This window comes from Phaeovulum veldkampii DSM 11550 (genome assembly GCF_003034995.1).
GTDB lineage: Bacteria > Pseudomonadota > Alphaproteobacteria > Rhodobacterales > Rhodobacteraceae > Phaeovulum > Phaeovulum veldkampii.
Genome location: NZ_PZKF01000052.1, coordinates 1 through 13,534, shown reverse-complemented (window position 1 = coordinate 13,534; position 13,534 = coordinate 1). Strand labels below are relative to the sequence as shown.

Genomic DNA, 13,534 nt, shown 5'->3' with positions numbered 1-13,534 from the left:
CACCGTTCAAGATTGTCATGCCACCAGACGCGCCGCCGCGCCCTTCGAAAAGTTGATCCACTCGATATAACGCTTGGTGCCGCCTGGGCCGTATTGAAGCGCGGCATCAAGCACGTCGATGTTGGCGTACGCGCCAACAATGCCCGTTCCCCGGACGCTGAGCGCCGATCTCTTGGACTTGTGCGCAATGAAGTTTCGGACATGCCGAAGTTCGTCGATGGGCCATGGCGTGACCCCGAGCTCGGCCGCGATCTGCGAAAAGTTCGAAACGTCAAGGCGCATAGAAGCGTCAATTGCCTGTGCAGGCAGATACCAGTCCGGCTCAAACTGCCGATTGCGATAGGTCCCAATTAGCCTGTGAGCAACCGCTTCCCTCGAACGCAAGCCAGGATGACTTCTCGAAATGATTGGACCGGAGCCATTTTCAAACTGGCCTGTGGCGCTGTCCAAGATAAGGCCCCGGACGAAATGCTCCCACTCAATCTGAATCTGGATGAGTGCCTTCTCCGCAGCGAATATCTGCTCAGAGGTTCTGGTTGCCGTCGCGTCGACCGCTGCGATGATACCGGAAAGATGGTCGAGACGGCCGTAGAGACGAGGTATCCTACGTGCCAGCAACATCAGCTGCGATCGCCCTGACAACAGATTCAAAACGGACTTTCCGAGAGGAAATACGGTGTGTCGTGCTCTTGGTCGCTGACACAAACTGAAAATATGGCCCCTGTTCTTCGGAACCGTCATCGAAAGCTTGTGCCAAGGCCGCGAGATTTACAGAAGCCTTATCCCAGTTCACTCCGCGCCCAGCAAACTCATTCACGCCATCCGAGACCTTCGACGCGGGCAAATAGCCTTTCAAGAACGCTACCGCAGCAAATAGGATCAGGAAATTCGGAGCATCAAAAAAGGTCGACTCGGCAAAATCAGCTCTTGTGCGTTCGAGGATTTCGGCGACGACTTCATCCAAGTGTTCCCGGAAGGAGACGAAGTAATCATCGTCCTCGCTACTCTTTGCCTTGTAATAGCGTGTAATCTGGGTCTCGCCCCCATCTCCGAGGCCCCGATCCAAAGCAATAAACATTTCGGCGATCAGCGTCGTGTGCTTAAGTCGAACGGTGTCCCGGGTGGAGACTACCTTCAAATCCCCCCAAAGGACTGACCATTGGCGCGCTGCTTCATATATGGCCCACTTCACCGGCTCAGAGAACTCAGCGTGCCGCAACTCCGCCGGCGTCACCTTCACGCTGTAAGAGTTGAGGCGAGCGAAGACCTCAAGAACCTGCGCATCGTCGGCATTCACCAGCTGAACCACTGGAATGCGATACGCGAGAAACTGCTCCTGATCCTCGACCGACAGCTCTCGATACGTCTTGCCTTTGAAGTTGGGGGACTTCGAGGACAGCCTGAGATTGCCTGATGCAAACTCCAAGATCGCGCGCAGCCGCTGCTGACCGTCAACGACTTCTCTCACGGCTGTCTGCGACTGTGGGTTCAGCTTTGTTCGGAAATATACCTGCGGCATGGGTAGGTCATTCAGGATGGTGTCAATGAGAAACACCTTTGCAGAGGGGCTCCAGACGGAACCCCGCTGAAACTCAGGAGCCAAGACCAGCTGCTTCTTGGCCTGCCATTCGATGAAGTCAGAAACCGTGTAGGTCTGCGGTATGCTTGGCATTGCTATCCCTTGCCCGAAGTGCGGGGGTCTTCAATTTGCATACTGTTATGGCCGCTATTTCAGCTCGAGGCTAGGCTCGATGACGTGCCGAACGTGAACGTCCGCTGTCGTTAGATCCTGTAGGTGAGGCGCGGCGCGTGCTTCAGACCGCTCTCCGCCCATTGCGTGATAAGTGTGAGATGATCATCGACCGCTTCTGGTCAACGTCTGGTCAACCCATGAGCGCAGTTTTGAATGGGCTGAGCGTCTTCGAGACACGCGGAAATCCGACTGGAAACGGAGAATATCTTTGTTGTATCAGTGGCTTGGGCCGTAAGTGCTTGATTTCTATAGGAGCGTCAATGGCGGTCGGTATCGGCTCATAACCTGAAGGCCGCAGGTTCAAATCCTGCCCCCGCAACCACAGTCACTTGCCTCAAGCCCGCCGCAACCCGGCGGGCGTTTGCTTTTGTGACCAACCCCTCGCCACACAACGACAAAATCGCACCCAGTTCCCCCCGGAGTTCGATCACGTGCCCGTTCGGCGCATCCGTGTCCGGCGTCAGCGTCACGCTCTCGATCAGCCCCCGCAGCAGCTCCGCCGCTTCCGGGCGCGCCTCGGGATCGTTCAGGGCTGCGGCGAGATCCGCGACCTTGCGTCCGTAGGTCTGGGCGAGGCCGGGGTGGATGGCGACCGGTTCCGGTTCAGGCATCGCGGTGAGCTTCGTCTCCAAGTCAGCCCGTTCCGCTTCCAGCGCGTCCATCTTCGCCTTCATGCTCGGGTGAAACATCCCTTCGGTGATTGCAGTCACGATGTTCTCGATATCGCGCAGCACCTTCGCGAGGCGCCGTTCCTGCTCGCCCCGGGCGGCCAGGGTCTCCCGCCGCTCCGCCTGCATCTCCAGTTGCCAGGTCGTGATGTACTCGCGGATCAGGTCCGGGTGCATCAGGCGGCTTTGCAGCCCGTTCAGGACGCGGGTCTCCACATCCCTGCGGGCGATCGTCTTCTTGTTCGTGCAGGTCCCCCTGTTCCGGGCGGCCGAGCAGCCATAGCGCGTGTCGCTGATCATGATGTAACCGGCCCCGCAGCAGCCGCAGGTGAGAAGGCCCGACAGCAGGTAGCGCGGGCGGTGGCCGCGTTCGATCTTCGGCGCGCCGGGGTCTTCCGCCCGTTCCGTCAGGATATCCTCCCGGATCGCGCCTTGCCGCTGTTTGACCCGGGTCCACAAGGCATCGTCGATGATCCGCAGGTGCGGGACCTCTTCGGTGATCCAGTCGGAGGCGGGGTTCATCCGAGCCTGCCGTTTGCCGCTGTCCGGATCCTTGATGAAATGCTGCCGGTTCCAGACCAGGCGACCCCGGTACAGGTCATTGTTGAGGATCCCCGTCCCGCGCTGCCAGTTCCCCGAAATCGTCGAGAAGCTCCAGGTCCCGGAACCCTTCCCGCCCGAACGAGGCGGGGCGATGCCGTCCTTGTTCAGCCCGATGGCGATCGACCGTGCGCTCAGCCCCCGACCATATTCCGTGAAAATCCGCCGCACGACTGCCGCCTCGACCGGGTCGATCACCCGGTCCCCAGTGGTATGGGTTCCGTCGGGCAGGGGCTGGCGGTCCAGCCGGTAGCCGTAGCTGATCCCGCCCGCCGACTTGCCCTGCTTCACCCGGCCTTCTAGGCCTCGGTGCGTCTTCTCGGCCACCTGACGCCGGTACATTGCCGAAAAGGTCGACGACAGGCCCACGTGCATCTCGGTGATCCAGCCTTCCGACTTCGTGTAGATCGGGATGTCGCGATAGGTCATCCGCTTGAAGAGGCCCGCCGCATGTTCGCTGTCCCGCATCAGTCGATCATAGCTCTCCGCGACCAGCACGTCGCAGCCCCCGTTCACGACGAAGGTCTGCATCCGCATGTAATCGGGCCGGAGGTGCTGAAACCCGCTCATCGCCTCGTCCGAGAAGACCCCGGTGACCGTCCAGCCCTGCTCCTCGCAGAGCCTGCGGCAAATGCGGATCTGGTCCGCCACCGAGGCCGACGACTGGTTGTCCGTCGAATACCGCGCATAGATCGCCGCGCGCAGGCCCGTCTTCTCTCTCATCCCCGCGTCCCTCTCTCTTCCGGCCGCGCCCGCCGCGCATCCGCCCGCGCCAGCAGCCGCACCAACTCAACCAGCGCCGGGTGCGGCGGGGGCAGCGGCGCTCTCGTTCCCAGCGCTTCATGCTCATGCGCATGCTCGGGCGTCTTTGCCTCAACCCCGGGGGCCTTCGTCTTCTGGGCTGGGCGCAACGCGCGCCCGGTCCCGCCTTCGTTCACTTCCGTCCGGGCCAAGCCCGGCTCATGCTGCGTCTGCGCAGGTCCCTTCCGTGTCATCCATCGTTGTCCCGTCCTTCCCGCGCCCGGTTCTGGGCGCGTTCAAGATCAAGAGCCTCGGGGCTTCTGCCCCACAGGCCACAGGGCCCGTGAGGAAAGATTACTCCGGATCAGCCCCGTCCGTCCCGAACCGAACAAGGCCAGCCGAAACGTTTATGTGGACAACCGCGGCCGGGGGATGCTTCGGGCCGGCTTACGCGGGCCCGAAAAGATCCAACTGGCCGTCATCGGGCCGTGCGCGCTTCCGCGCCTTCCGCGACATCGCCGAAACGACAGAGTTTGCGGTGATCTGCCTTTCTATAGTCTGGTCGCATTCAGTCTCGTCGGACCTGTGACCCTCGCACAGGCGCTTGGCGAAACGCTTCAAGAGATCCACGGCCCAGACCGGCACCCAGACCGAAACGCGGATCAGCCCCGTCGCCTTTTTGCGATCCGCCGAGGCCGCGCTGTAAACGCGATGCTTGGCCCTGAAGGATGCGCCGCTTTGCTTCGATTTGCCGCCGCTCCTCTTCGAGCCCGTGGTGAGGTCCTTGGCCATCCTGGCCTCCGCTTTGGTGAAAACCAAGCGTTCTGCTGCCGATGACGCCTTCTGCGCCTGACCGGAAAGATAGGTCGAACGAGGGGCACGCGCCACATCGCCGCCGCCCGCCGCGCCCGAAACATGTGGATAGCGTACTCGGGACGGTACTTGACGCCCCACCACATCCGACCAAACAGCCTCGGCGCTGACCTCGGCGCTGACCTCGGCGCTGACCTCGGCGCTGACCTCGGCGCTGACCTCGGCGCTGACCTCGGCGCTGACCTCGGCGCTGACCTCGGCGCTGACCTCGGCGCTGACCTCGGCGCTGACCTCGGCGCTGACCTCGGCGCTGACCTCGGCGCTGACGGGGCTGAGAAGCCGAAAGTGCAGGCGCCCCCGGGCGCAGGTGCCTTCGGCCGTGGCAAGACCAGTTGTGTGACACGACTCTTCTCCGGCCTGTCCCTGATCCGGGGCCGCCCGCACCAGGGCGCGAGCGGTGTGCCTGCGGCGCTGTGTTTGGTTTTTTGGTTGGGTGGGGTTTGGGGAGGTTTGGTTTTTTGGTCATTGGGTTCGAGAAGAGAAAAGAATTCGGGGCCGCCCGCACCACGGCGCGGGCGGGGTGCCTGCGGCGCCTTGTCTGGTTCTTTGGGTAAGGGTGGGGCGGCGGTGCGTTCGCTTCTCGGTCCTGGGTCCTTGGGCCCGAAACCAGAAAATGCAGAAGTGGCGCCGTCCTTCGAGCGCGGTCAGGGCGTGCGGCGTCAGATTGTTCCGGAGCGGGTCACCGGACACGCCGATAGGGTCTCGGCGCAAGGGGCGCCCGGAGCAGGTCGCGACAACCGCCGGGAAACCGGAGCCCCGGGCCCGAAATCCGCGCCTGGCGATACGCCGGATGCCGACGCTGTTGGCGGGGGCGGCCGTTCAGGTCCGGCCGGGGTAGCCGCGTCTGGACGAAAGATGTCCGAGGCATGAGTGCACTCCTTATGTATAGGGTCGGCGGGAAGATGATTGGGGGCTTCGGTCGGTACGCCCGGTCCTCCCGGACCGGACACACCGTTGCCTGCGCGGATCAGGCCGCGAAGCGCCGATTGAGGTCGGGACCTGCATCGATGTTGTCGGCCCGGTCTGGCGAAGGCATCGGGTCGAGCGGAGCGCGTCCGGCGCGATGGGCCGGTTGACTTATTCCGGTCTTGCCGATCCGGTTCTCGACCGGCCCGGCGCCCAGGTGGGGCTGTGCGGCAGGCGTCGCCATCGCAGCCTCAGGCGTCACACGGGCGAGGAGCGCGTCCAGCTCGGGCCCGCTCAGCATCCCGGACCGGGACAGCACGCCGGCCATCTCCTCCAGCAGCGGTTGGTTGGCGGCCACGATGCGCAAGGCGCGGGCCTCGGCCCGGCGCAGGTGGATCTCGACCCGGGCGCGCAGGTCGGCGTCGAGGGCCAGGCGCTCCAGGATTGCCTGGGGGCTGCCCTCCCAGACAAGGCTGTCGCCAAGACCGAGCGATGCCTCCAGCGCGACCGCGAGCAGCGTCGCGCGCCCGAGGTCCGACTCGGCGTCCCCGCCTGCCCCGCCGGAGGGCTCCGAGAACACAGCGATCTCGCCGGCACGCCCACCAAGGTCAAGAGCCAACTGCGCCTCCATCTCGGAGCGGCGCTGGCCGATCATGAGGCGCGTGGCATGGGTGACCCCGCCGTTGCCTTGCAGGGCGAGAAGTCGGGGCCTGGCGATGCCGGTCGCGGCCGCGACGACGGCGTGGCCGGCCTCGTGCACGGCAACCTGCCAGCGCAAGGCATCCGGCATCGGCGGGCGGATCTCGGCCAGGGCGGCGGAGAGGTCGTTGACATGGAGCGCGCGGCGCGCCCGCCGAGCCTTGGCCCGGGCAGCGCGGACGAGGCCCGCGATGTCGGCCCCGCTCAGGCCGACCGCTTGCGCGGCGAGCCCGGTCAGGTCGACATCGGCGAGGTCCGGGTGGGCCTGAAAACGGATGGCAGCGGGCAGGAGGTCCGGCGTCGGATTGCCCAGATGGAGTACCCGGTCGAAGCGACCGGGGCGCCTGATCGCGGCGTCGATCCGCTCCAGGTTGTTCGTGGCGGCCATGGGCACGACACCTTCCAACTGGGCGTAGCCGTCCAGACACTCGAGTAGGGCCGCGACCACATACTCCGTCCATGACGCATTGTGGTCCCGGCGCTCCCGGTTCCCGAAGGCGTCAACCTCGTCAATGAATACCACGCAGGGTGCTTCGGCCGCGGCTTTCGCGAAACTCTCCTTCATCGCTCTGACAAGCCCGCTCGACCGTTCGCCCTGCGCCTGCCAGGTGGCGACCGACCCGGCGATCACCCCGATACCCGCCTCGCGCGCGACGAGGCGTGCGAGGGCAGTTTTGCCCGTGCCCGGGGAGCCCGCGAGGAGAATCCCCCTCGATACGTCGCGCCACGGGATCTCGCCGGCTTTCCAGGCGCGCAGGTCCTCGATCATCTGCTCGAGCGGTCTCCGCACGTTCTGCGGCAAGGGGAAGTCCGCGAGACCCGGGCCGTCCGCCTCCTGGGGGGTCAGCCGGGTGACCAATGCGGTGACGGCTTGCGCCGGCTCGGGCCAACGCAGCGCGACGAGGAGGTCGTCCGGGCCGAGGGCGGTGAGGGCGGGCATGGCTGCGAGGCTGTCCTCCGTGACGCCGGCGCCGGGATAGGCTTCCGCGAGAAGCTCGAGTAGGACCACACGGTCGAGGGGTGCGACCGGGATGAGGACCGGGTCCAGCGCCTGGACCGCCTTCGGGATTAAGCCCCCGGCGGCGGCGACAAGGATAATCGGACGGCGGGCTTCCAGCGCGGCGCGCAGGCTGGACGCCAGCTGGGCGAGGGGATCCCCGCGCCGGTCCTGGCTGGTCTTGATCGCGCCCTCCACGGTCATGATCCGGGGATCGGGCAGATGCCCGGGCCAGAACTCCCGGCATTTGACGACATGCTCCAGAAGGGAAAACATCGTCTCGTCCAGCGCGGGCGTGCCCGTGACGAGGAGGCTCGCGCGACCCGGCACGGCCAGCGCCGCCTGCATCGCCGCGACCGTGCCGAAGGTCCGCGCCAGGCGGAAGACCGCCATCGCCGCAGCGGGGCGCAGACGATAGAGGGGGGCAGAGCTGGACGTCGGGCTGTGTGCCGTGGCCTCCGTGTTGAAGGGCTGGCCGGAGGACTCCTTCTCGACCCAGTCCAGAATGTCGTCGAGGCTCCAGGCGGCCGGGGCTTCAACCGCCGTTCCGGACCCATCTGCACCCGTGGCGGCCGTCGCCCCCGTGATGCTGTCTGTGTCGTCAGACCCGGCGGTCTCTCCGGTTGCCGTCTCGGCCGAGGTCAGCGCTTCGGTCCCCTTGGCAGGCGCGGCGGGGACGGCCATGGCCGCCCAGGACACGGTCGGCGTGAGAAGGCTCGCCCGGAGCGCGGCGGCAAAGGCGCGCCAGTCGGGCGCGGGCGTCGAGGTCTGGGTGAAAAGGATGGGCTGCGTCATGGGAAGCCTCCGGGCTGAATAAGAAAAAGGGGTACCGGTCCGCCGAGACGGCGGGCCGAGAGTTGGTCTGGTGGGGGAACGCGGGTGACGCCGTGTCCGGTCAGGCGGCGAGATCGAGACGGTTCGATCCGCCTGGGATCGCGTCGGCATGGCCGAGGCGCGCCAGGGCTTCGTCCAGCGACGCGCGTGGATTTCGGCGCAGCACCGGGATCTCGGACAGGTGGATGACATGCCGGGATTGCCAGTCCGCCGTGAAACGCACGGCCGCTTCAGGCAGCACCACGAGGGCGAGGATGTCGAAATCCTGAACCTCGTACGGGCCGCGTCCGGTCGCGCCGCGCTCGCTCCGTTGCTTCAGGTTGAAAACATAGTCGCCACCGGTCAGCGTATGGCGCGCCTTGACTTGTACGCGAACAAGCGTGTCGTCGGGGAGCACGAGCAGGCGATCGTGGCGTTCGTGCTCAGGCACCGGGAATGCCCGTTCACCGAGTCTCATGAAGACCGAATCCACTAAGAGTTCTGCGCTATTGCCAAGGTGCTTGGCGTAGCGACACAGGTTGGAAGTCGTCATGTCCGGATAGGTGGCGAGCGCGGCACGGGCGTCCCGGGTCTCGGCAGGCCTGAGGGGCAAAACGACGTCGGGGAAGGAGAGCTGCATGGTGAGGCTCCGTCTCTATGATCAGGGAAGTTCGAGGGGGCCGGGCCCCCTCGAAACGGCGCGCGGAACCAGAGCGCTCAGGCCGCCAGGTCCGGCCCGAAGGCGCCATCGCCGCCCGGCCCAGGGCCGCCGAAGTCGTCCAGCTTCATCATCTGCTGGAGGAGCTGGAAGTAGCGGGCCTGCATCTCGCGCGTCCGGCGCGTGACCGCACTGCCACCTGACACCATGAAAAACTCCTGGTAGTGCATCAGCAGATCGAAGAAACCCTGCTGTGTCTCATCCGCTGCCCGATCGAGCAGACTGCGCAGGGCGAACCCCAGTTCCCACAGCCTGCGGTCCTCGTCTCGTGTGAGGTCCGCAGCCAGGACGCACAGGATCCGGTCCTGCATCGCCGTTAGCGCAGCTTCCGCCCCGTTCATCGCGGTGCCGAACCGTGGGCAGAGGACATCCGCGGCAACCCGCCGCTGGATTGCCTGTTCCGCATGGATCAAGTGTTCCATCGCGCCGAGGAGGCGGTTGAAGTGCAGGGACATCGCGCTGTGCGCCACCGAGACTTCGCCCGAAAGCCCAAGGCCGCGCGAGTCACCCGGTCCCGCGGCATAGGCCGAGAGGGCGTCGAGGGCCTTGTCCATCACCGCGTCGTATCCGGGCTTGCCGGGATTGTAGATCCGGAAGAGCACCGTCTGCTCACGCATCTCACACAGGTTCCGGATCAGCGCAACCTCGGCGGCCTTGTCCGTCGTGACGGCCGTGCGGACCATCTGGGTCACCATCTGGAGACCCCGGTCCATATCGCTGACCCTCTCGCCCAAGAGGAGCACAGCGCAATGGGCGAGCACCCGATCACGGGCCGCATCCACAGCGCCGGTGTAAGCGGAAAGGGCCGGGTCCTGACCGTCGTAACCGTCGAGGTCACGCTCGGCGTCGGTCAACTTGACCAGCGACCCGACGAGGGCCGTGAACTGCGCGAACATCGCGCGCAGGCCACCCGTCGGGGGTTCAGTGAACGGGGGAACGGTGGTATCGATATGCTTAGCCATTGGAGCCTCCATACAGGGTCTAGCGGTCAGAGCGGGCAGGTGTTGGTAGCGCCTGCCTCGCTCGCATATCGAACATATGCGGTATATGCCCCATTGTCAATATGGAGCATATGCGTTATTTTTGGTGTATGAGCAAAGACACCGTATTCCCTGTAAAAAAGTTGGTGAACCTGACGGAAGATCAGGCGAAGCGGATATCGGACTTCCGCTTCGAGAAGCGCCTTGCTTCAGAGAATGAAGCGATCAGGGTGCTCATCGGGCTTGGGCTGGATGCCTCGCACTCGAAGGACGCCTCGAGCGACTGATCCGCATGACCCGACTGCCGTTGGGAGATAATAACGATGTGTCGCAGGCTGATCCGGCCGCACCAACGGCATGGCCTTTATGGCTCTCCGCACCCCTGAAGTGTCGGTAGGCGCCCTGTTGCTTTTGACCGGGCCGATACCGTCGGAGCCTGGCCGGGGTTACTCTCCGCCAAAGACCATTGAATCCCGCAATACATACATTACGTATGATACACTACGACTGAAAAAGGTGACCCCCATGCCCCGCACGCCCATCATCACGCCCGCCGCCGTCGCGCGTGCCGCCACCGAACTCCTCGCACAAGGTAGGCCAGTGACCAACGCGGGCGTCCTCCAGCTGGTGGGGGGAGGATCCATGTCGACCCTCGTGCCGCTGCTGCGGGCCTGGCGCGAGGATCAGAAGGACCGAGTGGCCCGTGAGGAGATCGAGATCCCTGAACCCGTCATGGAGCAGGTGCGCGAACTGGCGACACGCATATGGCGTGACGCCACCGAAGAAGCGCAGACCGCGACGGACGCGCTGCGCCGCGAGTTGCGGGAGCTGCGGCTGGAGTCGGAGCAACAGCAGGGCGAACTGGTCGCGCATCTCGGCAAGGTTGAGGCTGAGCGCGACGCCGCTATCGAACAGCGCGACCAGCTGTCAACAAGGGTTGATGCACTCGAGGCGGACCAGCGCCAGTCCGCCTCCGAACGGGCCAAAGCTGCGGCCGCCCTGGAGGCAGTTCGCGAAAAGTGTGAATTCCTTGCCACCACGTTGGCGAAAGCGGAGGCGCGCGCCGACCGGGCTGAGGCGCGTCTGGTCGAGATCCTGAAAGAGAGGACCGCCGAGAAAAGCTCGGCGAAATCGGCCCGGACCGGAAGGGCCAAACCGGGTGAGGCGGGCGCAGCAGGGTGAACGCAACCTCGTGGGCCAGTAGTCGCAAGGGGCGGAAAGCAGCCTGTGACCTTGCGGCATTGCACCCGCAGCATGTCGCTGAGTTCGACCGTCGCCATGCTTCCTCTGACGGTAAGAAGTCAGGATGCTTAGCCTCTGAAAAATCGTCTATCGTCGCATGTCCTTGACTTGATCATACGTCATGCTGCCTAGGTGAAGCGATAGAGAGTTTGTGGTTCTCAACTGTGCCATGGAACCCTTTGCCTGATCGCAGCCCGCCCACCTTGTGCGACTGTCCGCCCCGGGCAACGAAGAGCACATGCGTCAGGTTGGCAGTGAAAAGCTGAAGTGAACCGCCAAGGGGTTGGCCATCGCTTTCAAGAAGAAATGAACAAGTTGGGTCAGATTCGTCTGAGAAATCGTAGTGCGGTGCTTCTGTCCATTTGTATGCGGAAAACCCGAACCACTTTCCTTGGAAAACGCAGATTTCGTCAGGTAGATCGTCAATATCGCTCACATCGAGCTGCTTCGGTAGCTCACCGCTCTTCATTGCCGTGGTGAACTGATCGATAGAGGATGCACTGTAGCTGATAATTCCAGCGAAGAAATGGCCTCGTGGGACGCCCGATGCACGTAGAGTACGCACTGACTGTAAAACGTTAATCAGTGCGGTCACTAGGGTGCCATCCCAAATGTACTTTCCTTTCTGGTCAGAGAAAGTTTCTTTCGCATCTGCTGGTATTTTTCGTAGCTTGCTAAGCGTGAGGTCGCTTTTGACTTCGATTACTGCTGCCACGGAGGCGGGCTCGACAACAACAAAGTCTTTAGCCTTGAGCAGAGGCGCAGAGCCTGATTCGTAAATCAAGCCATCGATTTGGCGAGATGAAACATCATGAATTTCGTCACCTTCAGGATCGTGCTGCGCAATGAAGCCACTTGAAACTGTAAGTGCTCCGCCAACGTGTTCAGAAAGATATTGCTGGAGCCGCGCTTCACGAAACGCTCCGAGCGTTCCAGGGTGCTTGGTAAAGAGGGCGATCTTTTTTCCATCCGCTACGATCTTCGTAGCTTCCAGTTCGTAAAATTCAGCTATGCTGCTCACTCGTTTTTTACTCCAGTTTCGCCGATCTTAGCATTTCATGTACCCCAACTCCATCGCGACGGTTCACAGTGACCTGCACAGCTCTCCAACGAGCCTGGTTCCTTTGGGTCTGCCGAAAATACAAGCTGTCCCCAATCTGTAATAGCGACGTATAGCTAACGAAAGTAAGTGGCGCGCACGGCGCTCTCGACTTTGGTGCGTCGCGCTCGAGTGGCGGCTTGAGCCAATGCGGGTGCATAGCTTGGTAAGAGCTCTTGAAGGCTTACAGCGGCTCGCCATCTATGTGTATGTGCCGCGAGATCATTGCACTTCCGGGCTGCATTCGAACCCGCCTATCTGGCTCAGCGCGTAGGAACGTGGCGACTTCGTCCAGTGTCGAAAGCCAGATTGGGTTTCTCGTTTCTCCCGGCTCGAAGCATTCGAAGAACTCCCCGCCATTTCGACGGAAGCGGACGGCCGTTTTCGTAACTACGCCTTCTTCGATCTTCTCGATCCGATTAACCAAATTTCAATCTCCGAAAAATTGCGGCCATCCGCTGAGCGAGCATGTCAGTTAACCACGTTAAGTGGAAGAGGCTGCACTACTTGCGGGCGGCTGCTTCCCAGATAACACTCGTATTTCTGCGCGCTGCCACCAGGGGCCGCTCTGGGCCGTACACGTCGAAGCTGCGTCGCCTTCGCAAGGGGCGGAAATCGGTCGTTCGCAGCGCCTGCTCGGCGCTCTCTGTGTCTTGCTGTCACAAATGTGGGTTGTCGAACGGACCCAGGCCAGTACTCGAGAACGCCTCTATTGCCTGTTTGAGGTCCTTCCCTCCCCGCACGAACCCTTTCCTTAAGATTTTCGAGCGTCTCGCCGCTTTCGGCTGCTGCCACATGCGGGCGCACCCCCTCAAACGCCCGATGGGTCGCCCTTCGAGGCAATGCTCCCCCAGACATCGAAAATGCTGCCATCTCTGCATCTCGAAGCCCTCGTCGAACGCAGACATGAGCGAGGAGGAGAGGGCCCGCACCCTCCACCGTATTCGGATCAGATCCTCCTGGCGTGAATATCTGCATCATACGAGAAGGCAAACCCATCACGTGCGCCAAGTCGGGGATCATGCGAATAACAAACTTGCGTGCGTCAGGCGAGAACTCCGCCGAAGCCCCATTCGGCGATATCGTCTGCTGGAATTCTTTCAGTGGCGCGCCATCCATCCATTGTCGCAGAGTCGCCTTCAGCTTGGGGACCGCGTACCTCGCTTTCTCTTCATCCGATGCCAAGTCTCCGTAGGTCTTCCCAAAGAGATTTTCGAAAGTCGAGGGCTTAATCATTCGGAAAAGGTGGCCCGGATGGGCGTCCATCCATGAGAACATCCACTCGCAGATCCCGGCCACCGTGCTTGCCATGTCATCTGGGGCGTCGGCAAGCGAGTCGGACAAAGCTTTAAGCACGTCCTCTGGGAGGCCCACCATGGAGGCGAGGTCTCGGTATCTCTGATCCAGCACGACAGCATCTTCATCGGCGCCGGACATGACAAACA

General features: G+C 63.0%; 10 protein-coding genes and 1 pseudogene. 2 read left to right on the top strand and 9 right to left on the bottom strand.

Annotated features, from left to right (window positions below):
• Window positions 1–15: 15 nt before the first annotated feature.
• The 7 genes from C5F46_RS14495 to C5F46_RS14465 form a co-directional block, all read right to left on the bottom strand.
• Window positions 16–621: a hypothetical protein gene (locus tag C5F46_RS14495; protein WP_107326048.1), complete on the bottom strand. Its 606-nt coding sequence runs from the start codon at window positions 619–621 to the stop codon at window positions 16–18.
• Window positions 605–1,672 carry a DUF262 domain-containing protein gene (locus tag C5F46_RS14490; RefSeq protein WP_107326047.1) on the bottom strand — a complete coding sequence of 356 codons (1,068 nt, stop codon included), beginning with the start codon at window positions 1,670–1,672 and terminating at the stop codon, window positions 605–607. The genes C5F46_RS14495 and C5F46_RS14490 overlap by 17 nt, the downstream gene beginning before the upstream one ends.
• Window positions 1,673–2,031: 359 nt before the next feature.
• Window positions 2,032–3,744: a recombinase family protein gene (locus C5F46_RS14485; RefSeq protein ID WP_107326046.1), complete on the bottom strand. Its 1,713-nt coding sequence runs from the start codon at window positions 3,742–3,744 to the stop codon at window positions 2,032–2,034.
• 465 nt (window positions 3,745–4,209) lie between these two features.
• Window positions 4,210–5,019, bottom strand: coding sequence for a hypothetical protein (locus tag C5F46_RS16750; RefSeq protein WP_181317762.1), 810 nt, complete (start codon window positions 5,017–5,019; stop codon window positions 4,210–4,212).
• Window positions 5,020–5,602: 583 nt separating this feature from the next.
• Entirely contained in the window at window positions 5,603–8,032 is a 2,430-nt protein-coding gene (locus C5F46_RS14475) for an AAA family ATPase (RefSeq protein WP_107326045.1), read from the bottom strand.
• A gap of 100 nt (window positions 8,033–8,132) precedes the next feature.
• Window positions 8,133–8,690, bottom strand: a complete 558-nt coding sequence (locus C5F46_RS14470; protein ID WP_107326044.1) for a PDDEXK-like family protein — start codon at window positions 8,688–8,690, stop codon at window positions 8,133–8,135.
• A gap of 77 nt (window positions 8,691–8,767) precedes the next feature.
• Complete coding sequence (locus C5F46_RS14465; RefSeq protein WP_107326043.1) at window positions 8,768–9,730, bottom strand: hypothetical protein; 963 nt, start codon at window positions 9,728–9,730, stop codon at window positions 8,768–8,770.
• 164 nt (window positions 9,731–9,894) lie between these two features.
• On the opposite strand from C5F46_RS14465, the gene C5F46_RS16745 reads away from it, so the two are divergent.
• Window positions 9,895–10,035, top strand: a complete 141-nt coding sequence (locus C5F46_RS16745; RefSeq protein WP_181317763.1) for a hypothetical protein — start codon at window positions 9,895–9,897, stop codon at window positions 10,033–10,035.
• Window positions 10,036–10,273: 238 nt separating this feature from the next.
• Window positions 10,274–10,930 carry a DNA-binding protein gene (locus C5F46_RS14460; protein ID WP_168796906.1) on the top strand — a complete coding sequence of 219 codons (657 nt, stop codon included), beginning with the start codon at window positions 10,274–10,276 and terminating at the stop codon, window positions 10,928–10,930.
• 172 nt (window positions 10,931–11,102) lie between these two features.
• Here C5F46_RS14460 and C5F46_RS16485 read toward each other — a convergent pair whose 3' ends face one another.
• Both C5F46_RS16485 and C5F46_RS16930 read right to left on the bottom strand, forming a co-directional pair.
• Window positions 11,103–12,011 (bottom strand): DUF6602 domain-containing protein, encoded by a 909-nt coding sequence (locus C5F46_RS16485; protein WP_133618620.1) that lies wholly within the window; start codon window positions 12,009–12,011, stop codon window positions 11,103–11,105.
• 549 nt (window positions 12,012–12,560) lie between these two features.
• Window positions 12,561–13,534, bottom strand: a pseudogene (locus C5F46_RS16930) (hypothetical protein); the annotation flags it as partial.